Annotated in this window: 20 protein-coding genes and 4 pseudogenes; 5 read left to right on the top strand and 19 right to left on the bottom strand. The window is 39.6% G+C overall.

What is annotated here, in order from left to right; genetic code table 11:
• Positions 1–174: 174 nt before the first annotated feature.
• Positions 175–981, bottom strand: a complete 807-nt coding sequence (gene surE / locus RM368_RS11230) for a 5'/3'-nucleotidase SurE (RefSeq protein ID WP_322694146.1) — start codon at positions 979–981, stop codon at positions 175–177.
• Positions 982–1,359: 378 nt separating this feature from the next.
• On the opposite strand from surE, the gene pheS reads away from it, so the two are divergent.
• Positions 1,360–2,352: a phenylalanine--tRNA ligase subunit alpha gene (gene pheS, locus RM368_RS11225; protein ID WP_229490194.1), complete on the top strand. Its 993-nt coding sequence runs from the start codon at positions 1,360–1,362 to the stop codon at positions 2,350–2,352.
• Between the two features lie 165 nt (positions 2,353–2,517).
• Positions 2,518–3,093 (top strand): Uma2 family endonuclease, encoded by a 576-nt coding sequence (locus tag RM368_RS11220; RefSeq protein ID WP_322694145.1) that lies wholly within the window; start codon positions 2,518–2,520, stop codon positions 3,091–3,093.
• Positions 3,094–3,271: 178 nt separating this feature from the next.
• Here RM368_RS11220 and RM368_RS11215 read toward each other — a convergent pair whose 3' ends face one another.
• Together RM368_RS11215 and RM368_RS11210 are read right to left on the bottom strand one after the other, a co-directional pair.
• Positions 3,272–5,791, bottom strand: coding sequence for a bifunctional serine/threonine-protein kinase/ABC transporter substrate-binding protein (locus RM368_RS11215; protein ID WP_322694144.1), 2,520 nt, complete (start codon positions 5,789–5,791; stop codon positions 3,272–3,274).
• Between the two features lie 218 nt (positions 5,792–6,009).
• Positions 6,010–6,381, bottom strand: a complete 372-nt coding sequence (locus tag RM368_RS11210) for a TRADD-N-associated membrane domain-containing protein (protein WP_322694143.1) — start codon at positions 6,379–6,381, stop codon at positions 6,010–6,012.
• A gap of 237 nt (positions 6,382–6,618) precedes the next feature.
• Here RM368_RS11210 and RM368_RS11205 point away from each other — a divergent pair, with 237 nt between their 5' ends.
• Together RM368_RS11205 and RM368_RS11200 are read left to right on the top strand one after the other, a co-directional pair.
• Positions 6,619–7,938: an NB-ARC domain-containing protein gene (locus tag RM368_RS11205; RefSeq protein ID WP_322694142.1), complete on the top strand. Its 1,320-nt coding sequence runs from the start codon at positions 6,619–6,621 to the stop codon at positions 7,936–7,938.
• A gap of 272 nt (positions 7,939–8,210) precedes the next feature.
• Entirely contained in the window at positions 8,211–8,501 is a 291-nt protein-coding gene (locus RM368_RS11200) for a DUF433 domain-containing protein (protein WP_322694141.1), read from the top strand.
• Positions 8,502–8,583: 82 nt separating this feature from the next.
• Here RM368_RS11200 and RM368_RS11195 read toward each other — a convergent pair.
• The 13 genes and pseudogenes from RM368_RS11195 to RM368_RS11140 all read right to left on the bottom strand — a co-directional run.
• Positions 8,584–9,075: pseudogene (locus tag RM368_RS11195) on the bottom strand (RecQ family zinc-binding domain-containing protein); the annotation flags it as partial.
• Positions 9,076–9,393: 318 nt separating this feature from the next.
• Positions 9,394–10,224 carry a DUF3800 domain-containing protein gene (locus RM368_RS11190; protein ID WP_322694140.1) on the bottom strand — a complete coding sequence of 277 codons (831 nt, stop codon included), beginning with the start codon at positions 10,222–10,224 and terminating at the stop codon, positions 9,394–9,396.
• Positions 10,225–10,279: 55 nt separating this feature from the next.
• Positions 10,280–11,161, bottom strand: coding sequence for a KilA-N domain-containing protein (locus RM368_RS11185; RefSeq protein ID WP_322694139.1), 882 nt, complete (start codon positions 11,159–11,161; stop codon positions 10,280–10,282).
• Positions 11,162–11,338: 177 nt separating this feature from the next.
• Complete coding sequence (locus RM368_RS11180; RefSeq protein ID WP_322694138.1) at positions 11,339–12,412, bottom strand: winged helix-turn-helix domain-containing protein; 1,074 nt, start codon at positions 12,410–12,412, stop codon at positions 11,339–11,341.
• A gap of 259 nt (positions 12,413–12,671) precedes the next feature.
• Positions 12,672–13,595, bottom strand: a complete 924-nt coding sequence (locus RM368_RS11175; protein WP_322694137.1) for a DUF6262 family protein — start codon at positions 13,593–13,595, stop codon at positions 12,672–12,674.
• The gene (locus tag RM368_RS11170; RefSeq protein ID WP_322694136.1) at positions 13,585–15,174 is read right to left on the bottom strand and encodes a site-specific integrase; all 1,590 of its coding nucleotides are present in this window, start codon (positions 15,172–15,174) and stop codon (positions 13,585–13,587) included. The genes RM368_RS11175 and RM368_RS11170 overlap by 11 nt, the downstream gene beginning before the upstream one ends.
• Positions 15,125–16,264, bottom strand: a complete 1,140-nt coding sequence (locus RM368_RS11165; protein WP_322694135.1) for a tyrosine-type recombinase/integrase — start codon at positions 16,262–16,264, stop codon at positions 15,125–15,127. Before RM368_RS11165 ends, RM368_RS11170 begins: the two co-directional genes overlap by 50 nt.
• A 123-nt stretch (positions 16,265–16,387) precedes the next feature.
• Positions 16,388–17,338: pseudogene (locus tag RM368_RS11160) on the bottom strand (RecQ family ATP-dependent DNA helicase); the annotation flags it as partial.
• Positions 17,339–17,476: 138 nt separating this feature from the next.
• Positions 17,477–18,220: a metallophosphoesterase gene (locus RM368_RS11155; RefSeq protein WP_322694134.1), complete on the bottom strand. Its 744-nt coding sequence runs from the start codon at positions 18,218–18,220 to the stop codon at positions 17,477–17,479.
• A gap of 425 nt (positions 18,221–18,645) precedes the next feature.
• Positions 18,646–18,822 carry a type II toxin-antitoxin system RelE/ParE family toxin gene (locus RM368_RS11150; protein WP_322694133.1) on the bottom strand — a complete coding sequence of 59 codons (177 nt, stop codon included), beginning with the start codon at positions 18,820–18,822 and terminating at the stop codon, positions 18,646–18,648.
• Between the two features lie 2 nt (positions 18,823–18,824).
• Positions 18,825–18,908 (bottom strand): annotated as a pseudogene (locus RM368_RS38740) (type II toxin-antitoxin system ParD family antitoxin); the annotation flags it as partial.
• Between the two features lie 12 nt (positions 18,909–18,920).
• Positions 18,921–19,076, bottom strand: a pseudogene (locus RM368_RS38735) (type II toxin-antitoxin system ParD family antitoxin); the annotation flags it as partial.
• Positions 19,077–19,115: 39 nt separating this feature from the next.
• Positions 19,116–19,295 carry a hypothetical protein gene (locus tag RM368_RS11140; RefSeq protein ID WP_322694131.1) on the bottom strand — a complete coding sequence of 60 codons (180 nt, stop codon included), beginning with the start codon at positions 19,293–19,295 and terminating at the stop codon, positions 19,116–19,118.
• 254 nt (positions 19,296–19,549) lie between these two features.
• Between RM368_RS11140 and RM368_RS11135 the strand changes: the two genes are divergently transcribed.
• Positions 19,550–22,006: a HEAT repeat domain-containing protein gene (locus RM368_RS11135; protein WP_322694130.1), complete on the top strand. Its 2,457-nt coding sequence runs from the start codon at positions 19,550–19,552 to the stop codon at positions 22,004–22,006.
• A gap of 175 nt (positions 22,007–22,181) precedes the next feature.
• Here RM368_RS11135 and RM368_RS11130 read toward each other — a convergent pair whose 3' ends face one another.
• The 3 genes from RM368_RS11130 to RM368_RS11120 form a co-directional block, all read right to left on the bottom strand.
• On the bottom strand, positions 22,182–22,862 hold the full coding sequence (locus tag RM368_RS11130; RefSeq protein WP_322694129.1) for an ester cyclase: 681 nt from the start codon (positions 22,860–22,862) through the stop codon (positions 22,182–22,184).
• Positions 22,863–23,115: 253 nt separating this feature from the next.
• A complete protein-coding gene (locus RM368_RS11125; RefSeq protein WP_322694128.1) occupies positions 23,116–23,595 on the bottom strand; it encodes a GNAT family N-acetyltransferase in 480 nt (159 codons plus the stop codon).
• A 181-nt stretch (positions 23,596–23,776) separates the two neighbouring features.
• Positions 23,777–25,381, bottom strand: a complete 1,605-nt coding sequence (locus RM368_RS11120; RefSeq protein ID WP_322694127.1) for a 2-isopropylmalate synthase — start codon at positions 25,379–25,381, stop codon at positions 23,777–23,779.
• Between the last annotated feature and the right edge of the window lie 94 nt (positions 25,382–25,475).

The following is a 25,475-nucleotide window of genomic DNA, read 5'->3' as shown; positions in this document are numbered from 1 at the left end:
TGGTAAAACAGCATATCCTGTTTCTGGCTGATTGTGTAAATGTGAATGAAGTAGTCAGTTAAAATTTTCTAGGTTTTGGGTTGAATGTGTATCGGTTATTTCAAGATTGCCCCTACGTTATAGCCTACATTTTTCCGTGATGCATTTGAATAACCCCATTTTTGTCCCGATCGATCAAATGATTCCAGGAAAATTGAATTCCCAATCTGATAATTTATCTAATCCAGTTGCGTAAGTAAGATTGTATTGCAACGGAGTGATACTGATGTAATTTTTACGTACAACTTCCACATCTGTAGGTACATTTTGAGGCAGATTTAGTCCGCTTGGGGGTTCCAGATCCTCAATGACCTCTCCGGTTAACCAGTAGTAGGTTTTTCCACGAGGATCGACTCGTTTATTAAACACATCAATGTAATGCCGTAGGCCTTGACGGGTGAGAGCAACTCCGGCAATTTCTTCCCATTTGACCGCAGGAATGTTGACGTTGAGCAACATTAAATCTGGCAGTGGTTTTTGGGCTAATTGGTCTACGAGAACTGTGGCAAACTTAGCAGCAGCTTGAAAGTCTTTAGATGTGTGACTCATCAGACTCAGCGCTACGCTGGGAATGCCTTCAATTAGACCTTCCATTGCCGCAGAAACAGTGCCAGAATACAGAATTTCCGTTCCCAAATTCGCACCTTGATTAATACCAGAGAGAACCAAATCCGGCGGAGTTTCCAGCAAAGCCCACAGCGCCAATTTGACGCAATCTGAAGGCGTACCATCACAAGCCCAAGCTTTGACAGCAGGATGAAAAATCTCTTCAACAATTTCGGCGCGAATCGGTTGGTGTAAAGTTAACCCGTGTCCAGTTGCCGATCGCTCTCGATCTGGGCAAACTACACTCACATCATGACCAGCCTCTGCTAAATAGTTGGCTAGGGTACGAATCCCCAAAGCAGAAACGCCGTCGTCGTTGCTAATTAGTAATTTCATGGTCATTAGTCATTGGTCATTGGTCATTGGTCATTAGTCATCGATCATTAGTTATTAGTTATTTGTTATTAGCCATTTGTCAATGTCTGAGGTCACAATCAGCAAAAAAATATTTATACTCACGAGAGTGTGTGGCAAAATTTTGCTTGCCTTTAAGACAAGTTGCTCAATCTCTAAGTCTGGTTAAGTGAGATGTTAGCTGGATTTACACGACCGCTATACTAGCCCAATCGTCCATAACTGATAAACAGAGGTTTGGTTTCAACCCTCACCTTTAGCTGATGTTAATGCTATGACTGTAAGTTTATTTATCGACCAGTTCACAGCTTTTGACTATAGACTAATGACTAATGACTAATGACCAATGACTAATAACTAATGACTAGCAATTTAGAAGCTCAACTTTTAGCACTGCGGCAAGAAGGAGAAAAAGCGATCGCAGCCGCCGACACCTTAGAACGTCTGGAGGAACTCAGAGTTAACTATCTGGGTAAAAAAGGGGAACTAGGGGCGCTGTTGCGAAGTATGGGGCAGATGAGCGCAGAGGAACGACCAAAAATTGGAGCGATCGCCAATACAGTCAAAGAATCTCTGCAAACTAGTCTAGACCAGCAACGTGCTGCCTTAGAAGCCGCGCAAATTCAAGCTTTGCTAGAGGCGGAAACTCTGGATGTTACTATGCCGGGAATTTACAGCCCCCAAGGTCGGATTCATCCTCTCAATGGAATTATCGATCGGGCGCTGGATATCTTTGTTGGTATGGGCTATACCGTGGCTCAAGGGCCAGAGATGGAAACAGATTACTATAATTTCGAGGCTCTCAACACCCCGCCAGATCACCCCGCCCGTGATATGCAGGATACTTTCTACCTGCCGGATGGCAATCTTTTACGCACTCATACTTCGTCAGTGCAAATTCGTTACATGGAAAGAGAAGAACCACCGATTCGGGTTGTGGCTCCAGGGCGAGTTTATCGGCGAGATAATGTAGACGCGACTCATTCAGCTGTTTTCCATCAAATCGAACTTTTAGCTATTGACGAGGGACTAACTTTTACAGACCTCAAAGGCACAATTAAAGTATTTTTGCAAGCAATATTTGGCGATTTACCAATTCGTTTCCGCGCCAGTTATTTCCCGTTTACAGAACCATCAGCAGAGGTGGATTTGCAGTGGAATGGTCGCTGGTTAGAGGTGATGGGCTGCGGTATGGTCGATCCAAATGTACTTAAGTCTGTGGGTTACGACCCAGAAGTTTATACAGGGTTTGCAGCTGGTTTTGGTGTAGAACGCTTTGCAATGGTGTTACATCAAATCGATGATATTCGTCGATTGTATGCTAGTGATTTGCGGTTTTTGCAGCAATTTTAAGTAAGCGATCGCTTTAAAAAATCAGGCATTTACTAAATTTGCAGAAGTCAATTTGATGAAAATATAACCACAGATAAATACCCATGAATTATCTGTGGTTTTAAATAATAAATCGGGATTGATGAATTTGGTAAACTATTAATATGTAATTTCTGTTGACCTGATATGACTGCAATCATTGGCAAAGGTCTAACGCTTGAGGAATATTTTAAGTATGACGATGGCACGGATAGCCAATATGAACTGGTGGCAGGTGAGTTAGTTGCAATGCCACCTGAAAGCCCAAAAAATGTCCAGATATCTCTCTTTTTGCTGGTAAATTTCCTCAAGTTCGTCCCAGTTAATCGGTTAAGTAACAAAGTTGAAATTGTTGTTGCTGGTTCTCGTGCGACAACTCGCATTCCTGACTTAGTTGTGCTGACGGATGAACTTGCAACCGCCTTAGAAGGTGCAACGCGATCTACAATAACTTTGGATATGCCTCCTCCAGCACTAGTTGTCGAAGTTGTTTCTCCTGGCAAAGCTAATGAAGATCGAGACTATCGCTACAAACGTTCCGAGTATGCCGCAAGGGGAATTGCTGAATATTGGATTGTCGATCCACAAATGAACAGAGTCACCGTACTGATATTAGTTGACGGATTTTATGAAGAAACTAGATTTACAGGAAACAGTGCGATCGCTTCTACTATTTTCCCAGAATTACAGCTAACTGTAGAGCAAGTACTAAATGTTGGATAAAGCAATGCGGTTAAAAGGTACACAGACGAAGTGATTTGAGAGGTGCGATCACGCAAAGGTATTGAGTGGGATTAGCTTGCAGATAAGAAAAGCATTGAGTCAATTTTGAGTCATATCTCTAATATTGCTTTTACTAAAGATTAAGATTTCAATATCTCTGCAACACTTACTTAGTTGATTATTGAGGGCAATTAGCCTTTTCCCTTTCAGCAAACTGTAGCTCTTTCTGTTTAGAGTTGGATAAAACAGGAGTGACCAATATACGTTTCGTAATCTCTTGACGATCGCCATTAGGTAAAAAACTCACTTTTCTATCTTGTGTTGCAATCTTTCCATAATAATCAGCCTGATCTTGAACATTAAAGTCTTTAGAACTCAGTTTATTTTGTATTTCTGAGCGGCTTTTTGCATTCTGTTGCCAAGCTTCAACCAAGACTTGAATCGCATCATTCGCTAAAGCTGTTCGGAAATTCACTGGCCCTCCCCAATAGCTTTTAGCGTTTTCATCAAACTTAGGCTTGCTGTCTGACTCGACGAAAAACCAGTCAATACCAATGATCAATCTGCAAACGGCCTTTTGTTTTACATCTCCAAGATATGTATTGATAGTAGTCCAAAGAAATAGTGAATTTGCCCCTAAAATTTTCTTGTTGTCGTTTTGTTTTAAGTATTTTTTAATCAGCTCCCTTGCATTTTTTAAACCCGGAGAATCCTGATTTTGCCCATCAGGAAATACAGCTATAGCATCTGCATTTTTGATTTCATCTAATTCTAATTTATTTATAGAGTCTGAATTTAGGTCATAGGGGCCGATTACATTATATTTTCCAAAAGATTTGGTGAACTGTATGGTCAAAGAACCAGTGAATGTTTCATTGTTTGTACTAGATGTGAAAACTGCTATTTTTTTTGTTTTTATCAATTTTGCGTATCCCGCCAAACTTTCACCTTCTACTGCTGTAGAAGACGTAGTACGGAAAAAGATATGTTTAGTTCCATATTCTTGTGAAAGGTAGGTTGACGTACTAGTTGGAGAAACAACAACTAAACCATTTCCTTTTTCTTTATAAACCTTCATAGCTACAGAAGTAATTTCAGAGGTATAATGTCCTACAATAGCAAGAACTTTTTCATTTTTTGCAAGGGCAGTAGCTACATCGATTGCTCGTTGTTGATTATTATTATCGTCTGCTATGAGTACTTCTAAATATGGGCTATCCCTATTAACCTGATCTTGTGCCTGAGCTACTCCTTGTAAAATGTGAAGTCCTTCATCCAGATTAACCGGAACCGGAACTGCAATGGTAAATATATTATTAGAATTATCTCTGTTAGCATTTCTAACTTTAGAGTTATTGAGGTAAATCAAAACCTCTGCATCTTTCAAAGCTTGCAAACTTGCATTTTTTTCATCTTTATTTATTATATTTTTATTAGCTAGAACTTGTTGAGCTTTTTCACGGATTTCTTGAAATTTATGAATAGCAGCTGTGTAATCCTTTGTTTCTGCTGCTTTATTAAACTCTTTTATGCCCTCTGCCTTCAATTGTGCGTATTCGCCAGTTAGCTTAAACTTTTGATTAATCAACAGTTTCTCTCCAGAGCTAATAAAGTTATTGACAGGGTTAGGGCTTGGAGGGGCGCATTGTTTAAAAAAAGACCAACACGGAATCTGCGGTTCTATCAATATAAAAAAAGCTACAAGTAATAAGAATCCGCTCACTCCAACTCCAGCTAATGGAAACAGCCAAGCAGGTATTTTCCGTTTTGGTGGAGGCGACGGATCGACAGTTTCCTGTTTTGGCGAAATTTTTTGAATTCTGCGGAGGATTTCTTCTGCTGACTGGGGACGGTCAGCAGCTTGTTCTTTCATCAAGTCATTAATCAAATCCATAAGCTCAGATTGAGGAAATTCTGATCTCCATTTCCAAAGTCTTAGATCCGATTCAAACTCATCGGGATGCTTACCGGTTAAGAGATAAACAAACGTTCGTCCAAGAGCAAAAAAATCAGACTGACGAACTAGCTCACCTCCTTGCTTAACTTCTTCAGATGTGTAACCTATAGAGTTAATTTTTGTAGAGTGTTGAAAGTTAGCAGCAGTTTCATAAAGTTTAACCGTACCGAAATCGATCAGCACTAACTCATCTTTTGGTACTTTCGCCTTCAGCATAATGTTTGAGGGTTTGATATCCCGGTGGATAAGACCGTTATCATGAATAAGGCCTAAAATCTTTGTTAGCTGCTTTAGCCAATCCAACGCTTGAGATTCATCTGTCAGCTTTCCATTGTGCTTTATTCGTTCTTCTAGATTCATTCCCTCAATGAACTCCATCACCAAACAACGAAGTTCTCGACGTTGCGGTGTATGAATATCAATACTAAAGTAGTGTTTTCCCTTAGGAATACATGGTTCTTCCAACTTCGATAGAACTTGTATTTCCCGATTAAACAATTCTATGAGTTTTGGATTATCGTTTCTAACCAGCGTTTTTAGGACGTTTAGCTCACCGTTATTCTTGAGGTCTTGAATCTCAAATACCTCATAGTTAAGTCCAGGCTGCGAGGAGGGATCTCTAAGCGCTCGGAGCACACGATATTTACCACTTAAAATGAGTGGTGTTCCACATCCATTACAATGTTCAATATCATTTGGATTTTCCCGATTGTCACACAAGTGGTTAATGCAGAAGCTCATAAATGTGAAAGTCTATAAAAAAGGCTATTACCACGCTATATTTTAGTTTGTCACATAGACAACCAAAAAATCCGAAAGTGAGTAGTTTTATATCTCAAAACCCTCTGTATTTACCTATAATTTGACTAAAAAGTTATAACTAGGTTTAAGGGTCTGTAAAGGGAGTGGATAACTTTCTCAACATAAGTTTAAGTAATAGCCATACAGACTCTTAGTGTTTAATCAGGATGAGAGCGATCAAGGCGTTGGATTAATGCCTCTAAGCTTTCCTGAGATTCTTTACCCGTTTGTGCAAGGTAAGCACTTGCTCCTAGTCCAGCTACAGCCGTAAAAGTACCTTCCTTGGTCATACCCGAAAAAACAAACCAACATCCAACTAAGGCGATCGCAATAGATGTGACAACTGCAAAGGAATGAACATTGTAACTATACTTACTTCTCCTGAGCAACTCTTGTCGAATCTCCCTTTCTGTATCTATATCAAACTGACACTGAAGTTGCTCAGAATGAGGTGAACTATCTGGTCTAGAAAGGGAGTTTATATCTCCGTTAGGATTGTTATCCTTACCGTAATCTCGATTGTTTTTCATATAGGCTTTCCTAAGCTAAAAACTGAATTCCACCACAATGTCTCCAAAGGAGTTCTCAACTCGTTAATTAGTTGATAACTTGGAAACCTTTTGCTTAGATAACATCTTCATACATTTAGAGAACGATAAAATATCAGTTTTCGCTCAGTTTCCGCTCAGTTTCCGCTCAGTTTACACCGTTCAGAACTAGTATAAAAGTGACATAAAATTAAATTACCTTCTACCTGTAATTTATGTATGGCTCTAACCATGAGACTATCTGATAAAGGAAAACTTCTAATTGAGCAAGCACGCACACAAAAGGGATGGACAAAAATTGATGTTACCTGGAGGCAAGAAGCTGGAAAGTTGCTGAAACAACAAGGAGTAAAAATTCTTGACCCTTCCGAGTCTACCCTACGGCGATTTCAAGATGGAGCAGGGATCAGACCCGAAATGTTTAAAGCTTTTTGTGGAGCAGTTGGAGTAGATTGGAGCACAACAATCATAACTGACGATATTCCTGAATCCCCAAGTGCAATTCCAAAGTTAGAATCACAATTTATCAATGTCTTACGACCAAATCCTTTTGAAGGTGTTCCTTCAGTTGATGGCTTTTACGGTCGCGTTAACGAATTACGACAGTTGCAGCAATGGCTAGAAGATAAATATCGTTTGCTTATTATTTACGGTATTTGCGGAGTTGGGAAAACTAAATTAATAGCAAAAATTATTACAGAACAAAATGAACTGCATTTTACTCGACAGCTTTGGCAGAAATTTTCCTACACATTGTCCCTTGAGGAATTACTGGTTGATTTAGTTATTCGCCTATCACCTGAAACCAATAGTTTGCCCAAAAGTCAAGAAGAATTGATTTTAAAATTGCTGAAAGAATTGCAGAGAGAACAGACTTTAATTATTTTAGATGAAAAGAATTTGGATAATGAAAGCCGTCTTGCTGAGAGTTATTCTGTAGGATACAAAAGCTACTGCGCTTTGTTTCAGCAATTAAGTATAGAAAATCACCAAAGTTGTATTGTGATAACTACACAAGAAAAGCCTACAGATGTTACTGCTGTAGCACGCAATTCAGTAAAAGCTTTGAACCTTAAAGGACTAGATAGCGAGGCAGGTTGTCAGCTTTTGAAAGCCAATGATCTTATATTTGATAAGCAAAGTGGGAGAGAGTTGATACAGCAATATAGCGGTAATCCTTTGTGGCTCAAGTTAGTGGCCTCTGATATACGCAACGTATTTAAAGGTAATGTGAGAGACTTTCTCTCTGGAAATTCTTTAGTTGCACCAGACTCTATTAAACAAACAATTATCGAGAGACTAATTAAACGCTTGAGTAACGCCCAAAGAGATATTTTGTGCTGTCTAGCAAGCATCTCTACACCAGTCTCTATAGATGCATTGAGACAAGAACTGCCTCATATTTCTTTTTCTGAATTTGTAGAGGCAACAATCACTCTTGAACATAGGTCGCTTTTAGAGAAAGAGTCTGAGGAAGATCACTTTCTGTTTACTTTACAACCGATGGTGATGAAGTTAGTTAAACGAAATTTAATGTAGGAATTGAATTACGATCAATCAAGAAATAAGCGATCGCACCTGTCAAATTGCTTTATTGGTAAGGTTTTCAAAAAGGTGATCGGCGAATGACACTAACCACATTTTTAAGGCTTTATTTAACTATTCCTGAATGACCTTGAATATCTCCCAAAGGTTTAAATCTACCATCTAAGTATTTGGCGAGAAACTCTTCTGCGATCGCACCAGCCCATTAGTGACCATAACTATTGGTAAACTAAAGGCAACGCCAGTTCTGCTGAGTGATTTATTCTATGTTTGCTGAAACCTCCTCGCGCTACGTTACCCGTAACCCTGAAATTTTGAGTGGAGAGCCAATTATTATAGGTACTCGGACATCTGTTCGTGCCATTGTCGGTTTGTGGCGATTGGGGATTATGCCAGAAGAAATCCCGAACCATTTACCACATTTAACCCTGGCACAAGTATTTGATGCCTTGAGTTTTTATCTCGATCATCAAGCCGAGATTAATGAATACATTGAGCGAAATCAAGTACCCAATGAATTAATACATCCATCTGTAAAAGCGATATTGGGGAAATAGTGACGGTTTTTGCTGCGCTTTACAGTGATGAGGACATGTCAGCGTTGGTTGCTAGACTGTTGTGATCGCAAGCAAGGGCAGTTTAGCGGCAATTGTCGCAATGTCCGCAACGCAAGTTAGCTGCTTCTTTATCAAAACCAAAGGCATTTAACAAAAACTGCCAACGACACTGTTTAGTTGTTAGGTATTGCTGCATCTGTTTAGCGGCGTGTAATTGCGTCGGTGGCTGATTTCCGGCTTTTTGCCTAATACTGTAATGGAAAGGATCGAGCCAGTTTAGCTGACCGTTGCTATGGAGTAAAGCTAGCGCCGTTGCACCTTCGGGAAATTGTCGAGTTACTACATTCACTTCTCCCTGTTTTGGTAATTTTTTCACAAGTTGCTGCGCTATTTGTTGCTGCGATCGCATTTGTTGTTGAAAAAACTCCTGTCTTTGCTTATCCCCTGAATCTAACCATCCTGTAGGTTCACTCACCAATGTTAACGCCTCTGCTGGTTTCCCATCCCTTCCAGCGCGGCCAATTTCTTGCACATATTCAGATAGCAGATGCGGCGCGTGAAAATGTGCCACCCAGTGAGAATTATCTTTAGGAAAAATACTATAAAGCTTGTAAGACAGGTATTTTACTTTATTGATATATAAACAAAGTAAAGTATTTTGTAACTAAATTACAAAAATGAAAACTAGAATAACTGTTAGTACCAAACTTTTTAAGAGCAAGAATCAAGAGTCACTTTTTACAAACCAATCTTTAAATTAGATGCCCCGTAAACTGACTATATTTTTATTTTGTAGCGTCTACGGTGTATATACACGATGATATAATATAAAAGTGCTAGGGACAAAATTCGGCTTCATGCCGTGTGATTGTAAGGCTGCGGCTTAACAATCCTATATCCCTGGCATTTTTAATAGGGTTAAAGGGTTTTTCTGGGTATAGTAAACACCATATCTTTGCTGTCTGGTATCATCAGTATCATAGACTAATTTGAAAGCTGGCCAAAGATACTCAAGATATCTCTCTTCACGACGCTCATATAGCCGTTGTAGTGCCCACAAAAAATAATCGACAGCTTGCAGACACGGAGAATGAGGTGGTGTGGTGGCAGTAATGTTAATAGTAGCAATACTGGCTATTCCGCATTGTCGATGAAAGTTAGCCCTAGCAGCCTCTAGCGCTTTTCTCAAAGCAGCAGTTCGGTCAGAAAAACCTCTTGTAGCAAAACAAATATTATACTCGTCGTCTTTATGCAAGCGCTGCTTAAATAATTTTCGTGTTAAATAATCATATAATTCATTATGCTGATAGCGATAATAAGGATCGCTCTGGTTACGAGTCTTCACGTATTCCAGCAAATTGTGCTTATATCTAACTACTGCAAAAAATCTTAAATCATGCTTCTTCAATAAATTAAACACTTCACGTCTAACTTCAGGCGTATCATCTTTAGCGTGAAATCCTATAGCTGTTTTTCGTTGTTGCGGCTGCATTGACGGAACATTTTTGAAGTATGGATCTGCTAGCAATTCAGACCTGAGTTCTTCTAAATTTCTTGCCAAAGACTCCGGTTCAGCCACATCTAGCAATCCAAGGATAAAAAAACGAGAACAACCTTCAGTGCCAACAATAACATTGCCTTTGCCATTAAAAAGTGTTGGATCTCCAGCCTCATCAACAAAATAATGACGAATAGAACGTACTTTTTCTTTTAAGTCAGTCATTCACTTCCACACAAAATTCCAGCAATTTCCTGGACTTACTTTATGATAGCTGTAGCTAAATCCCTATGTGTGAAAAGTCATAGGCTAATTTAGCCACAATTTTTGTAGAGCCTTGAGCGGCTAAAACAACTCTGTAGGCTGCCTGAGAACACGCTTGCCGACAATATTGATTGCCTTGCAAATTATTCATTTCAATTTCGTCGTCGGCTAGCGCTTCCGCAAAGCTCAGTGCTGTCAATTGTTTTCTATTCAGGCTATCTCTAAGTCGTGAAGATTTTTTGGTTAATCCTAAAATTACTTTGAGTCTTTTAGAACGTCCTCCCAAAATTTCTAAATTAATTGCATCTGCACATTCAGCAAAACCATTACGCTTTCCTTGCCATCCAACACCATGAGCAGCAAGTACATTTGTATGTTGCTTGTAATTCTGGATGCCATTGATACGGTCTTGAATCCAGTCATCAGACTTGCCCTGTTTTTTCCATCCTTGAATAGCTCTTGCGCGGCCTCTGCTCAGGGCAACTTCTGGATTGCTTTCCTCTTCAATCCGTTCTTTGAGTGCAGCCAAAGTCCATCGATGAAACTTAACTGAAAGAGTCTGTGCATAATCAATTGCTAATTCAGGAGTGCCGTATGTTGCAGGATGTCTTCCGTTCTTAATAGTTTCAATAATTCCAAGAATTTCAGAAATAATGTACCGAACTTTAGATAACTTGCCTCGTTGAGTTTTTACTCGGACGGGCGAGATGCCCGTCGTAAAAGCTAAATTTTCAAGTAATTCTTGGGTTTTGTCGAGGCGTTTCCAGTCTCGCGGAGATTTATTTGGTGGCTCTCCAGCAGCCTTCCACATATCAGTTAAGCTAACCAGTCCATCGCTTACACGGCGGTGAACCACATGACCTTCGTACTGGAGTTCTTTTGACTTATTTTTGTCCATGATTTTCCTTGGCTAGAGTCATATCAAAATTCGACGCACAGGTATTAATATGTGCGTATCAGCTTTTGGACGGTAGGATAATCGAAATCCTCAGCACTGAGTTTAGGAGACCCGTCTGGCACCAAGCACCGCCCATGAGTTGACAAAGTGGTGAGGGTAAAACCTCACCACTTTGTTTTATGACTTTTTGGATTTGACTATAGCTATTAACTTCTCTACCTTTGAGCCTGAACGCGCGCGTAGTCTTTTTTCGATTTTTTCAATTTGCTCTAAATGAGCAACTATTTCATTTAGGTCGTCTATATCATCAAATCTTTCAGCAACATTTGTATCGATAGGCTGACCAACTGATTGTTGCTGAGAAGATTCTGTACTCATATTGACTCCTTCACTGCTCTGGCATGTTTTTATGTTTGAAGTGGAGATTGTCGTATTTTCTGCATCAGCATGGCTGGTATCTCCAAGCTCTAATTGAGTTGCAGGCGCAGGAGTTGGATGCTGATTCTTGATTCTTGATTGTGCTTTAGCGACATCGGGATTTAAAAAATACAAAAATTCTCCCCTGCCAGTACCGGACGAAGATGCTATTTTTCGATGTGCTATACCTAAATCCCAGTATTTCTTTAGGTGCTTGCTTGCGGTTGTATAATCACAACCAATCCGCTCTGAAAATTGTTTAACCGTTTTCGGAGTTTCATCAAGCAAAGAATAAATTTTTTGAGATGTAGGCGGGAGATCGGGAATATTTTGATAAATTTGACGGATTTGCTCTATGGTAATTAATTTGTTATCCATCAGATTTTCGTCAAGGTTGTCGAAATTATATTCCACAATTCCTTTAGGTAAAGTCCCGTTATTTTCATGATTACTTAAATCTATTATTGGCTTGACCGCTCCAGCAACAAAACCAAGAATTATCTTAGTTGACTCATTTAAAACAAAATAAGTTTTTAGTCCTGGAAAACTTGGATTATCATTGATAGCCTCGACAAAACCAAGGAGATTATCTTCTTTGGCAAGTTCTCCCAGATACTTTCCTACTGTATTTCGATTGAAAAAAATCTTTTCAGCAATTTCCTTGCTGGTAGCCTTGTCTAAGCAATAAACAATGGAAAGAATAAGCAGTTTGACTGGCGATAATCTCAAGATTTTATCTATCAACTGCTTAGTTGAATTATCGACAGATTGCTTTAAGTCAGAGAGTTGACTACGCAGCGCACTGTCGTCTAGACTAGGCTTTAGTCTAGACATATTAAACCTCCTTTAGGGTGAGGGTTTGTGTCGGCTCCATCTCTAAGCGGACTAAGCATTGTGTCTGGCAAAATTCACTCAGCTTACTCCGCTAGATTTGGAAACCTTGGTTATGCAAAAAAGCAGACATTAAGTCTGCTTTTTAAGTTTTACCATAGAAGAAGAGTAGGTGGAAGATTGCAATCGATTTTTTTCTATCAATTAAAGCGATTTATTTAGACTCATGGCAATAAATATCGATTTTTGAGTCGTTGCGTTCTTACTTAATCTTTTTTGAGCGCAAATACTCAAAAGTCCATTTTGACGAAAACTGCTCGAATGGGAACCAGTGACCAGTGTTTTCTTGAACCCAGATAGAGCCATCGTCATCTTTCCGACTACCGATTACAATCCCAAATTCCCTAGCCAAGCCATACCACTGACTAAATGTGTCTGCTACATGAGTTTCTTCCCCAAGAGGCTGATTAGGCTGCCATGCATCATCAATTGCACTAGATAACCATCCTCCTGGTCTTCTTACTGGCCCATGTTGTAGCTGCTCTTTTAGTGCTTCTATCGCAGTTAAGACTATTTCTTCGGTCGAGTCTCGTATTTTAGAAGCAAGAGGACTGGTGAGCTTAATACCCAAGGCAGCTAGTTCATCTCTAATAGTGCTGCTAATCTCCCCTTTTGACCCTTTTGTAGGGATGGTTGTAAAAGTAGACTTTTCTAACTCCAAAGGCTTGGTTGACCGAGAAAGACATTCCTCCAATTCTTTCTTTAATTTGGTGTTCTCTGCCTCTAGTCTCTCCAACCGATGCTCTATTTCAGAAGCTTGAAGGATACGCCCATAAATTGCTTCATGCTGGTCACGTAACCCCCTGTTCTCAGCTTCAACCCTTTTAATTCTTTCTTTCAGGGTTTTAATGATTGCATCTTTGGAAGCATCTGAGCTTCTTTGCTTTGGTGGTATTTCCTTAGTTTTGGAGTTATTTTCCCTAAGATGCTCTATCCGAGCTTTAATCTCAGGTTCTTTATAAAGCCAAGCTTTACTAAGTCCAGAAGCTTTGGCAACGGTATTAAAGTTTATAACTTTTTGCTCTTTGATGAGTTTCTGAATTCCTTGCTCGACCTTCTCGAATGCCTCTTGGCGTTTCCTTTGAGCATTGCCACGTAATCCATCAATATTGCGCTCAACCGTCATTTGCATCCACCTCCAATACGGAAATGATGTTTTCTAGATTAGTTTTGACCTTCTGGTTCATCTCAACTTGGCGCATCCATCCATTAGCTTCCGCTTTTTGAATAATCTGATTAGTCTGTTCCAACTGTTGTTTATGTTCCGCTAAATAATCAGAAGTAGTTCGGAAGTGAGTGCAGGTTAGACACGCATTTGCATGTGGACATCCTTGAGAAATGGTAGGTAGGGCACAAGATCCATTAGGCAACGCCTGAGCATGAATATTTTTCTTGAACCACTGCAAATCAGCTATGTCTGCCTCTATATTATTTGGCTCAACTACAAGACCAGAAATATTGACAATCTTGCCTTGATACTTAGCAATTTCTTCTTTCATCGTCTGGTCGTGGATATGAGCATAAACAGCAGTCATATTTGGAGATTCATGCCCCAGGTAACGTTGAATAATATGTTGCGGCACACCATTATTTATCATTCGCGTTCCAACAGTATGGCGAAATTGATGTGGTAAAAAGTGCCACTGTTCGCCTGAAGCATCACAAATGTTGTGACTTTCAGCTAGCTTATTAAGATAACGAGCAAAAGCCCCTCGGCTCATTAGTTCTGGAGCAGGCTTAAAATCTCCTTTCCATCCTCCTCCCTGGTTTGAACTGAAAACATATTCAAATTTAACGTTTAAGTTTTCCTTGATGTAACGTAGTTGTTCTTGAATTACCCGGACGACTTCTCTGGAGACAGGAATGGTAATTTCTTTCTTCATTTTGAATTGGTAATAGCGCATAAACCAATCCCCAGCTTTATCTTGCAAAAGACAGTCAGGCTTTAAATGCAGTAACTCAGATATCCGCATCCCGCACTCTTGCAACACTAAAACCATTCTCATAACTGGTTCAGGAAGATGCTCTAAATGCTGATTAAGTTGTTGCATCACATCTTCTGGAATATAGCGAGGCAATGATTTAGGTCTTTTAGGGAAATCTTCATCACGAACTAAATACCTGGATACCTCTAGCCATTCATTTTGATAGCTCATCTCTAAAAATCCCCGAATTGCTCCAATGGTCGTGCATCGAGTAGAGGTTGAGAGGTCAGTGCTTGCTAAGTAAGACAAAAAATCAATAATTACCGAACGATCTAATTCTTGTGGTGAAATATTTGGGTAAGATTCAGCAAGAAATCGAGAGAGTCTTTTTATTGACAATAATCTTTCAGAAGCTGATGAAAATGAAAGAGTACTAAGCGTAAATTTAATATATTGCTTAGTTACTTTCATTAACCAAGGTTGAGTGATATTTGAGAAAGTTAATCTGTAACAATAATTGCCTACTCCTGGAGAAATTCCTAAATTTCGGCAATCCCATACATCTTTTTTGTATTCAGTTTCTGGGTTTACAACATACTCTGTCTTGTCAGGATTGTAGGTAAAATGACGACCACAACTTTTGCATATATAAATTTGGTGTCCTTGCTTGCTTTTACGTTTCTTGACAAATTTCTTGCTATCACAGTGATGACAAGCAATCTCTTCTTTCTTAGTCTGTACAATAGTCAGTGGTAATGAACGTTTCGGTTGCAGAGTCATTTCTTTGTCTCAGGTATTCTTGATATGCTTTTTTCAAATCCTCGTTATCGACATGGACATAAGTATCTATAGTGGTTTGAATACTTGCGTGGTTTAGTCGCTTCTGGACATAAGCCATTTCCATGCCTTCACGAACTAATGATGTAGCGTGTGTATGTCTAAGCATGTGGGGATGAGCAGCAATCCCAGTTTTCCTCTTGAGGCGATTGAATAAATCCATAACATTGCTATATGTCATTGGAGAACCAATCCTTCCATCCCAAAGATTTACAAAAACATAGTCACTAAGATCATCACCAAGTATTTCCATGAATTCATCTTGTAAATATTGGCTATAAAGTCCCATCAGTTCCTTCGTGACATCGACATTGTAGGGAGAGTTACCTTTAGCACGAGCGCCATTAGCATTGTCATCTCTGGGAGTAACAATGATTTGATTATCCCAAGATTGAATGTCTTCATGTCTTAGCCCTAGTGCTTGCCCAATTCGCATACCGCTTTCATGTAGTAAGCAAAGCAAAAATTTATCTCTGGTTCGCTTGCAACTATCAATTAGTTGTTCTACCTGCTCAGGTGAAAGTGTTTTTGGATAATGCTTCGGCTCTTTAAGCTTGAGTAAACGAGTTCTTATCGGTTTACCCTTGGTAATGTGGTGCAGGAAGCTTTTGTATTTCCTTCCCGGCATAATTTGTGACCGATAAAGAGGTATATGAGGAACTTTACCAGTTTTCTCGTGGAAATCGTAAAGCATACAGACTGAGGTCAGAATCACATTCACGGTTGATTCCGTGCGCTTTGCGACAACCTCACTGATTGATAAAACTCCTTGAGGATTTGGGCTTCTAAGCCATGCCATGAACTCAGCAAGCTCGATTACGCTAACTTGCATCCAATCCAAATTACAAGCGGTTAGATACTCCCAGTAGAGCTTGAGGTGATGAGCATAAGACCTAATCGTATTTGGCGATCGCTCTATGCTCTCTAAATAACTTATAAACTGCTCAATTGGGCGAATCGGAAAATAGTCGTCACCTAAGACTGCCCAAGTGATTTTATCACTACTGGGGATGCGTACCCTTTGAACTTTCACTATACTTTGTAGACGTTATTTACTTTATGGAAATGCTATTAAATAATAGTCTACAATGATTGGGTATGCCTGTCAATGTTGTTGTTGTTTACTTTAAAGAATTGTTTTTAAAGGCTGTTGTTTACGCACATCTGATTTATTTATCCCCATACCAAACGCACAGGTACACACAACAAAGGGAATTTTGCCACTTAACCAGCTTGCTTCTACTTCACGGCGTTCGGTTGCACCCAATCCCGCATGATAACTAGCTGTGGCGTAACCCATCTCTGCTAACCATTGGGCTAAATCTTCGCTATCTCTCCGAGTGCGAACATAAACTAATCCCGATTGTTGCGGTCTATTTTGAATAAACTTGAATAATTGTTGTTTTCTACCTCGTGGTGTCCAAGCGATACGAACGCTGGGATGCAAATTCGGACGGTAGGGATTCAAGCGGAAAATCTCTGGATGCTGTAATTGTAAAACTGTTTGAATGATTTTTTGGGCTGAGGGGTCAGCAGTAGCAGTAAAAGCAGCAATGCTAATTTTTGTTCCTGGTGGTTTTGATTTGAGCAATGCCGGACGCACCGCCCCTAATCTGCGATAAGCTGGGCGAAAACTATCACCCCACTGCACCAAACAATGAGCTTCATCTAAAATCAAACCATTAATTTGCAATTGCGGGTGGCATAATCTTTCCCACACTGGGACACTGAGCAAAGTTTCGGGCGATAAATAAAGTAATCTTAGCTGTTGGCGTTCTAAAGCTTGCAGAGTTGCACGGCGTTGAGATGAAGATAATTCACTATGCAAAAGTGCTGCTTTTTGGTGGCTTTGTAGTAATTCCTGAACTTGATTTTCCATCAACGCCACCAAGGGCGAAACTACCAAAGTTAATCCTGTTTGTAGCAGTGCGGGAAGTTGAAAACAAATCGACTTACCGCCACCTGTGGGCATAATAATCAGCGCATCTTTTTGTGCCAATAAACTGCTGACAATTTCTCCCTGTGGTGGACGAAAATCTTCATAACCCCAGATTTGTTGAAAAGCAGCGCGGACTTCTTGCCAAGATTTGGTAGTAGACTGATTCATAATCAATGATAGATGCACTCATATCCTTGAATGCTGAATATAGCCTCTCTTATCCTGCTAATGGTTCAGTAATTTCATCATCTTAACTGAATTGTATTGAGGTAGAAAGCGGGTTTTTCCTGCCTCCTGAACTATTTATTAAATCTCCACTGATAATCCTGGATTAAAGTAATTATTTGGTTCATCTGGATAACCACGCGGATTACAAATAACGCGAGTCAAACCTATTTGATAATCTAATTGATTGTGAATGTGCCCATGAATCCATAATAATGCTCCAGACTCCTCAACTAAAGTATCAAGATTTGAAGCATAAGCGGCACTTAAAATATCTTCTTTATATTGAAAAGGTATAGACTTTACACTAGGAGCATGATGACTGATAATTACAGTTTCACCAGACAAGCCAGATAATGTATTTTTTAACCAATTAACTGATTTTTTACAAATTAGCACTGTGTCAATAGTTCTTAACTTTGAGTATTGAGGACTTAATCTAATTTTCTTATAATCGTTCATGACTTGACTAGCTTCTACACCTGCTATACGTGGTTCACCAAACAGTTTAAAATCAGTCCATAAAGTACAACCTAAAAAATTTACACCCTCAATGGTAACTAAATCATTCTCTAGAACATGAACATTAGTTCCTAAGGAATAATCTTTCAGCTTCTCAACAAGCCTTGGATAAGCACTTCCATAGTATTCATGATTACCTAATACATATATAACTGGTTTATTGGGAATGTTTTGAATTGCCCATTTAATTCCTCTTTCTCTTAAATCAATATCTCCAGCTAAAACAACAATATCCGCATTTATATCAGGAGTGTTAAAGGGTTGAAATTCAAGATGCAAATCACTTAATATGTGAATTTTCATGCTAATTCCATAATTATTAAAGTATTTTAAAATATTATATATGCTTGGCTTTTATATACCTGTATCGTATTTGTATTGTATTAAGTTAGTTTTATACGCCTGAATAGAGCGATAAGTACTAAACCAAAAACATAGTTACAGTTTAATTATTAATCTACAAACAAAGATTCTAAATCTCGATAACCACTGGCAACACGAGTAATACTAATTCCGTCTTCCATTGAATAGTAAAATATAATGTAATCATCCACAACAAAACCGCGCAGATTTGGTATAAGCCTTCCATAACTTTTTCCCATATTAGGGAAACTCGCTACTAAACCTCATCTAAGTTGAAACCTAGAGTTTTTGAAAAAATATATTTTGTAGGTTGGGTGGAGTGAAACGCAACCCAACATTACCACCAAATTTTATGTCGGGTTACGCTATTGCTGCACCCAACCTACAAAACTACAGTTCTCAAGGTAGACAAGGTTTAGTTTACATTTGGAGCGAATGTCATCAAAAAGCTTACTAGCTGCTTTTGGGCTACTCCGAGCAATATATTCACAAATTTCATCTAAATCTCGAATTGCTGCATCTGAAAATGAATAATTACTCATTCAGCAGACTCCTCAGCAATCAGACGAATTTTTTCTTGTAATCTAGCAAATACAACTTCGCCGTCAGTTACTTGCCCCTTAGCAATTTGTTCAGTTCCCACAGCAATTTTCTGCTGTAATTCTTCAAGTCGCTGCTGTCTTTCTTGTAACAGTTTAAAGGCTTCATTGATGACATCATCTGCATTAGTAAATCTACCACTTGCAAGCTGTGCTTGAATAAATTGCTCTAGTTCTGGTTTAATTTTGATGTACATATTTTCTAGCTCTATATAATTAATATTCTTATCTAGATTCTAACAGCATTGCTTTCTCAATCGGTAACTAACCATCCCACAAATGCCGTAAGCGTTCAGGCGTAATAGCCTTTCCTGGCGACGACTACCATGTGGTAAACCGCAATTGTATTTTGTAATTGCTACCCATAACCATCGATATTTACCTTCCTTGTACCAAGGTGTTTTGTCAAGGCACAAAAGATGCTCATAGACTTTATCAACGTTATGGGTTTAAAAATTTGACAGAACCGGAAAAAATTATGATGCGTTTAAATGCCAATGCTAATCAAGCTTGAGTAAAGCGGGGGTAAACCAGTGCGTAGGCGTAGCCCGCACTTCGACAAGCTCAGTGACCATCGTAGACATCGCTAACCCGCATTGACAGTTAGATTACAATCTTAGGTATAGTTTCTCTGACTGGAGTTGTTCATCGGGTGATTCAATCCGATTCAATGACAAAGCATACCAGACAAGTATTACTTAGTGCGCTCAAGGTGGTTGTCTTATGCCTGACACTGTTCCTACTATGCACCAGCAATAGTTGGGCGCAAATTACTACTGACAGCAAAATTTCTCCGCTGATTGAGAAGCTGATAGATAACGATGCCCACATCAGAAGCCTTGCAGCAGATGCATTAGTTAATATCGGTTCCCCAGCAGTACCGTCTCTGATTGAAGCTTTGAAAAATCAAGATAGTAATCTTCGCTGGCACGCCGCTTCGGTTTTAGGAGATTTGGGTGCAGAAGCAGCACCAGCAGTTCCAGCTTTAAGTGCGGCATTGCAAGATGAAGATGGACAAGTCCGTTTGTACGCCACCTTAGCTTTAGGAAATATTGGTACAGCAGCTAAAGCAGCAGTTCCATCGTTGATGGCGGCATTACAAGACAAGGAGCAATTCGTTCGTATTTATGTTCCTTCTGCACTCAGAAAAATTGGTGTAGAAGCGAAAGTAGCTGTCCCAGTATTAACTGCTGCCTTAAAAGATCGTAACCCCACTGTCCGTTACAATTCTGCCTACGCTCTGGGTGCAATGGGTACAGATGCAGTATCTTCTGTCCCGAATTTAATTGCCTTGTTGAATGATAGCCAGTTTTACGTGCGTTTAGGTGCTATCAAAGGTTTAGGAGGAATAGCGGCAGGCTTTCAAGACAAAGCAAATGCTTTACCTACCTCCAAGTTGCAGAAAGTCATCTCAGACTTTGAGCAGGTATTGGCAACTATACAAAAATACAAAGATAAATTCACAGAAACGGATATTAGGCTGATACGTCGCCCTCTCAATGCCCTGAAAGCAGAAAAAGAAACTCGCCTCTTTGATAGAGTTCTGGAATCGCTATTTAAGCATAAATTACTCTTGGGAATTGCCGCCTACATTATCTTATTACCTTCTATTTGGTTAATTCTCTTGCGGGTAGCCCCTTTATGGTTGTTGAAAATTAACAACGCCCTCAAACCCTACACAGATTTTTCTCTCCCATTTATCAGCCTTAATGTACCTCTGCGATATGTGCTATTTGTTGGCTGGTTTCATTACCATCCGAGAGTATTAGATGCGTGGGTAGCTAAATATATCAAAGCAGCCCGCGAACAATTTCCCAAAAAGGATACAGTTAGCAGTCGTGCCTGTTACATTCCTATTCCCGTTGTTTTGGATGGTACAACAGTTCCCCAACTGATGAATGAGAATTTGCGTTCAACTTTCGAGAAACAACGTAGTTGTCTAGTAATTGGTGGAGAAGGGGGTATAGGTAAAACCAGTTTAGCGTGTCGAATCGCTGGATGGGCAATGGCTGAGGCTGAAGACCAACAACTCTGCAAACATCTGATGTTACCTGTGCTGTTAGAAGAAGAATTTCGGGTAACTGAAGGAAAGTCGCCGCTTTTAGAAGCCATCAGAGGACAGTTGCAAGCTTTAATTGATGAGCCAGAGCCGATTTGTCAAGAATTACTGTTACGTTTGTTAAGAAAGAAACGCATTCTAGTAATTGTAGACCGATTCTCAGAAATGAATGCCACTACACGAGAAGCAATTGAGCCGGAGTCGCCAGAGTTTCCGGTGAATGCGTTGGTGATTACTTCCCGAATTGAGGAAAAGCTGGGGCGAGTTAATAAGACGATAATTAAACCCTTGCGGATTGAGGCTAATAAACTATCGTCCTTTATGGAAGCTTATCTCATGCAGCGAGGTAAACGCGATCGCTTTACTGACCAGGAATTTTTTGACGCTTGTAACCGTCTTTCTCTGATGGTCGGTCAAAATAATATCACTGTCTTGCTGGCTAAACTTTATGCTGAACAGTTAATCGCCAGTAAAGACGTTACATCTAATATTTCTGCGTTGCCAGAGAATATTCCTAATTTGATGCTGGGTTATATCAATGAACTCAATCGTGATGTTACAGACGAACAATTCGATGACCGCACTGTTCATCAAATCGCCAAAACCATCGCCTGGGAATGCTTGCAGCAAAGTTATCAACCAGGAACCGCCAAGCGTGCAGATGCGGTTGCTGCATTAGCAAATTTGGGTATTGATGACCCGGAAGCACACCTCAATTATTTGGAAAAGCGCCTGCACCTGATTCAAACTATCGGTTCTGCCAAAGATAGAATCCGTTTTTGTCTCGATCCTTTAGCTGAGTATCTTGCAGGTTGGTATCTAATAGAATTGTATGGCAATAACGATGGTAAATGGCGATCGCATTTTTTCAAAAAAGCAGACGATTTAGTTAAAACAGGCGCACCAGATGCCATCAAAGGCTTGTTGTTAGCAGTACGAGATTGCTACTTATCTGAGGTTCAAGGTAGTAAAGAAACAGACTTTGTACCCCAAAAATCGGGTAAACTAGCTGGGTTTACACCTTCAGTCAAAACACCAACTACTACTGTGCAAACACGAATACCATGAACGGCATTTTTCAATTTATTAAAATTTATCTGCATTCCCTCATCAGCCTTAATAATAAATCTTCCATTGCAGATTTTCGATGATTATAATTACTCGCTCGGCACTCACTGCTGTTTACTGTTTGCTAAGAGCGCCGAGCGAGCGTACTATTCGATAGACTATAACTAAATCAAAATTAGTGATTGTTTTGATTTTGGGAATGGAAAGGACAACCACCTGTCGTTAATTTTTGAAGAAAGACATTATTATCAAAATAATGCTCTAAAGACTCAATCTTCAAATCATCAGTGACGCGAGCAATACTAACTCCGACGATTTCGATTGTTTCACCTGTGGGTGCATAGTCCTTATAAGAACCATTAAATGTTCCCCAATGTCGCCACTTAAAGGTAACATTAGGCGGCCCAGAAAGGACTTCTGTTAGTTCCCAAAGAAAGCCATTAGGAAAGGCTGTATGAAAAACTTGAAATGAAGATTCAAAGGTTTCTGTTTCAGAGTCATATTGCTCAGTTTTACCTAAAAACAGGTTATAAGTACCTTCGTTTGCAACATCTTCAGCAGTGAATTGTTGTCCGCCATTGGTACTCATTTTAAACTTATCAGTAACAATCGAAAGCCAGTGTTGAGGATTAGATTTATTAGAAGCTTCCATCTCAAAAGTGCGGACTAAATTTTGAGCGATCGCTTCTAAAGAACCTTCAGGATGCTGAAATTTACTCTCTTGATGGAGAAATTCATTCGTGTAGGAATAATCCGGGCGTTTTCCTTCTCGCCACTGTACTTCTTCGTCATGAGCAATGACTATATCTCTATCTTGTACCCAGAGTGGCAATTCTGTTGTCTTTTCGCTACTCATACAAGTTAACTGACTATAAACATCGTTTTTCAGAATAAAGTTTTATGCATACAAGTCAATCGAAAAATCTAAAAAAGTAAACAATATTCATAATCAACCAAATAAACTTGACCTATTGTACAAATCCGAATATGAGCAAACACGGATGCTTCTTGAGCGAGAAACTTATCCTATCAGATTTAGGTTTGTTCATCCGTTAGTTACACAGAATTCAATTCTGAATTCTGGCTCCTGACCCATGAATTCTGTTTCGTTAAATCAAATCTAATTGCATTGTATTCCCTCCAGAAAAACCGAGGCTGGAGTAAACTGGTTTACCCAATGGCGAGGCATTAAGAACCACCCGCGTGCAAGCGATCGCTTTTAAATATTCAATTGCTCTATTAGTTAAGGATTTGGCAATGCCTTGTCTGCGGTAAGGTTGTTCGACATAAACGCCCCAAATATATCCAAACTTGCGATATTCATCTTTGAAAACATTCGGGTATAAACCTGCAAAAAGTTGACAACTAACAGAACCCACAACTGTATTATCAATCTCTGCAATAAAAGCCTTATAAAATAAATCTCGACGCGCCTCTTCTATAAATTGGAGAGTAATATTCTCCCATTCCAAAAGTATATTACTTTCATTAACACCAATATCCAGCCACATTTGGTAAAAGTGTTTTGCAATCAGTGAATCTTCTTTGATTGTGCCTTCTCTAATAATGATATTTTTTTCTGTCAGCATAATTTATCACAACGGACATACCTTTGTTATGTCTGGCGTTCTTAATTTTTGAATTTTGTTAGCGCAGCGTTAGCGAGTCTGCGAGCGTCATTTTGAATTTTGAATTGATATAACTCCTCCCCAAAGTTGGAGAGGAGTTTGTTAGCATCATTTAAAAACAGACAGTTTCACAGATCCGATCTCAGACTTTCTGTGCAGTTACTTCCTCTGGCTTTTCTTGAGTTTGCAAAGATGCATACAACCTATTCAACGCATTTACATAAGCTTGCGCGGATGCCACGATGATATCTGTGTTGGCTGCATGACCAGAAAACACTTTAGATTCATAACGTAAACGAATCGTCACTTCGCCAATGGCATCAATACCGCCTGTTACTGACTGCACAGAAAACTCAATCAACTGGTTAGGTACATTCACCACACGGTTGATAGCTTTGTAAACTGCATCCACTGGCCCAGTACCGATCGCAGCATCGGTTAATTCTTCGCCGTCTGGGGTACGCAGGGTGACTGTAGCAGTAGGACGGGCGTTGCTACCACAGGAAACTTGCACCAACTCTACCCGGAACAAATCGGGTGCTTGTTGGATTTCATCGTTAACGATCGCTTCCAAATCCCAATCAGATATTTCTTTCTTTTTATCTGCTACTTCTTTGAATCTGACGAAGGCTTTATTTAATTCAGTATCTGACAGTTCAAAGCCCAATTCTTTCAATCGAGTTCGAAAAGCATTTCTCCCTGAATGTTTGCCTAAAACGATTTGATTGTCTGTTAAGCCAATCAATTGGGCATCCATAATTTCGTAAGTTAGCTTGTTCTTTAATACACCATCTTGGTGAATTCCAGACTCATGAGCAAAGGCATTCGCCCCGACAATCGCTTTATTTGGTTGTACCAACATTCCCGTCAAATTAGAAACTAAGCGTGAGGTTTTATAAATTTGTCGGGTGTCGATATTTGTTAGGGATTCTTGAGAATTTTCTGGTCTGCCGAGATAAGGATTAAAATATTGCCGCCGCACGTGCAAGGCCATTACCAACTCTTCTAGTGATGCATTACCGGCGCGTTCGCCAATGCCATTGATCGTACATTCTAGTTGCCGTGCGCCATTTTTTACGGCTTCTAAAAAGTTAGCAACTGCCAAGCCTAAATCATTGTGACCATGTACAGAAATAATCGCTTGGTCGATGTTGGGGACATTTTCGATAATGCCTTTAATTATGGCCCCAAATTCGCTAGGAGTTGTGTAACCTACAGTATCGGGAATGTTAACTGTTGTTGCACCAGCTGCGATCGTTCGCTCTAACACTTGGTACAGAAATTCTGGATCGGAACGAGCCGCATCCATTGGCGAAAATTCTACATCTGTCATGAAGGATTTAGCATAAGCTACCATTTCTTCGGCGATCGCTAATACTTCTGCTCGTGACTTTCGCAATTGATACTCTAAATGAATATCAGAAGTCGAAATGAATGTGTGAATTCTGGCATTAACTGCTGGTTTTAATGCTTCCGCAGCCGCTTCAATATCTGCTTTAATCGCTCTTGCCAAACTACAAATTACCGGGCCATTTTCTGTGCCGACAATTTGAGCAATTTTCTTCACTGCTTCAAAATCTCCAGGACTAGCAAAGGCAAAGCCTGCTTCGATTACATCTACACCTAGACGCGCTAATTGCTTCGCAATAACTAGCTTTTCGTCTATATTCAAAGTCGCTCCCGGACACTGCTCTCCATCTCGCAATGTTGTATCAAAAATGATGATTCGATCTGTTTTGTTTGTCATTTGCCGTTTGTTGTTTAGTGTTTAGTGTTTACTTGTGGCTTAATATATCTTCAACTCTAGTTTTTCTTTTACTCTGATTTTTGTAAATAATTGT

Origin of the sequence: Nostoc sp. DedSLP03, from assembly GCF_034530815.1 — a bacterium.
GTDB lineage: Bacteria > Cyanobacteriota > Cyanobacteriia > Cyanobacteriales > Nostocaceae > Nostoc.
Note: the sequence above shows the minus strand (reverse complement) of the source record. Positions and strands in the feature narration are given on the sequence as shown.

Bases quoted from the DNA above. Each gene is read 5' to 3' on its own strand.
- RM368_RS11200 (WP_322694141.1), top strand. From the start codon at position 8,211: ATGTTTGCTGAAACCTCCTCGCGCTACGTTACCCGTAACCCTGAAATT.
- RM368_RS11175 (WP_322694137.1), bottom strand. From the start codon at position 13,595: ATGACGGTTGAGCGCAATATTGATGGATTACGTGGCAATGCTCAAAGG.
- RM368_RS11185 (WP_322694139.1), bottom strand. From the start codon at position 11,161: ATGGACAAAAATAAGTCAAAAGAACTCCAGTACGAAGGTCATGTGGTT.
- surE (WP_322694146.1), bottom strand. From the start codon at position 981: ATGAAATTACTAATTAGCAACGACGACGGCGTTTCTGCTTTGGGGATT.
- RM368_RS11220 (WP_322694145.1), top strand. From the start codon at position 2,518: ATGACTGCAATCATTGGCAAAGGTCTAACGCTTGAGGAATATTTTAAG.
- RM368_RS11130 (WP_322694129.1), bottom strand. From the start codon at position 22,862: ATGAGTAGCGAAAAGACAACAGAATTGCCACTCTGGGTACAAGATAGA.
- RM368_RS11125 (WP_322694128.1), bottom strand. From the start codon at position 23,595: ATGCTGACAGAAAAAAATATCATTATTAGAGAAGGCACAATCAAAGAA.
- RM368_RS11135 (WP_322694130.1), top strand. From the start codon at position 19,550: ATGACAAAGCATACCAGACAAGTATTACTTAGTGCGCTCAAGGTGGTT.
- RM368_RS11155 (WP_322694134.1), bottom strand. From the start codon at position 18,220: ATGAAAATTCACATATTAAGTGATTTGCATCTTGAATTTCAACCCTTT.
- RM368_RS11205 (WP_322694142.1), top strand. From the start codon at position 6,619: ATGGCTCTAACCATGAGACTATCTGATAAAGGAAAACTTCTAATTGAG.
- RM368_RS11210 (WP_322694143.1), bottom strand. From the start codon at position 6,381: ATGAAAAACAATCGAGATTACGGTAAGGATAACAATCCTAACGGAGAT.
- RM368_RS11150 (WP_322694133.1), bottom strand. From the start codon at position 18,822: ATGAGTAATTATTCATTTTCAGATGCAGCAATTCGAGATTTAGATGAA.
- RM368_RS11180 (WP_322694138.1), bottom strand. From the start codon at position 12,412: ATGTCTAGACTAAAGCCTAGTCTAGACGACAGTGCGCTGCGTAGTCAA.
- RM368_RS11120 (WP_322694127.1), bottom strand. From the start codon at position 25,381: ATGACAAACAAAACAGATCGAATCATCATTTTTGATACAACATTGCGA.
- RM368_RS11215 (WP_322694144.1), bottom strand. From the start codon at position 5,791: ATGAGCTTCTGCATTAACCACTTGTGTGACAATCGGGAAAATCCAAAT.
- RM368_RS11190 (WP_322694140.1), bottom strand. From the start codon at position 10,224: ATGACTGACTTAAAAGAAAAAGTACGTTCTATTCGTCATTATTTTGTT.
- pheS (WP_229490194.1), top strand. From the start codon at position 1,360: ATGACTAGCAATTTAGAAGCTCAACTTTTAGCACTGCGGCAAGAAGGA.
- RM368_RS11170 (WP_322694136.1), bottom strand. From the start codon at position 15,174: ATGACTCTGCAACCGAAACGTTCATTACCACTGACTATTGTACAGACT.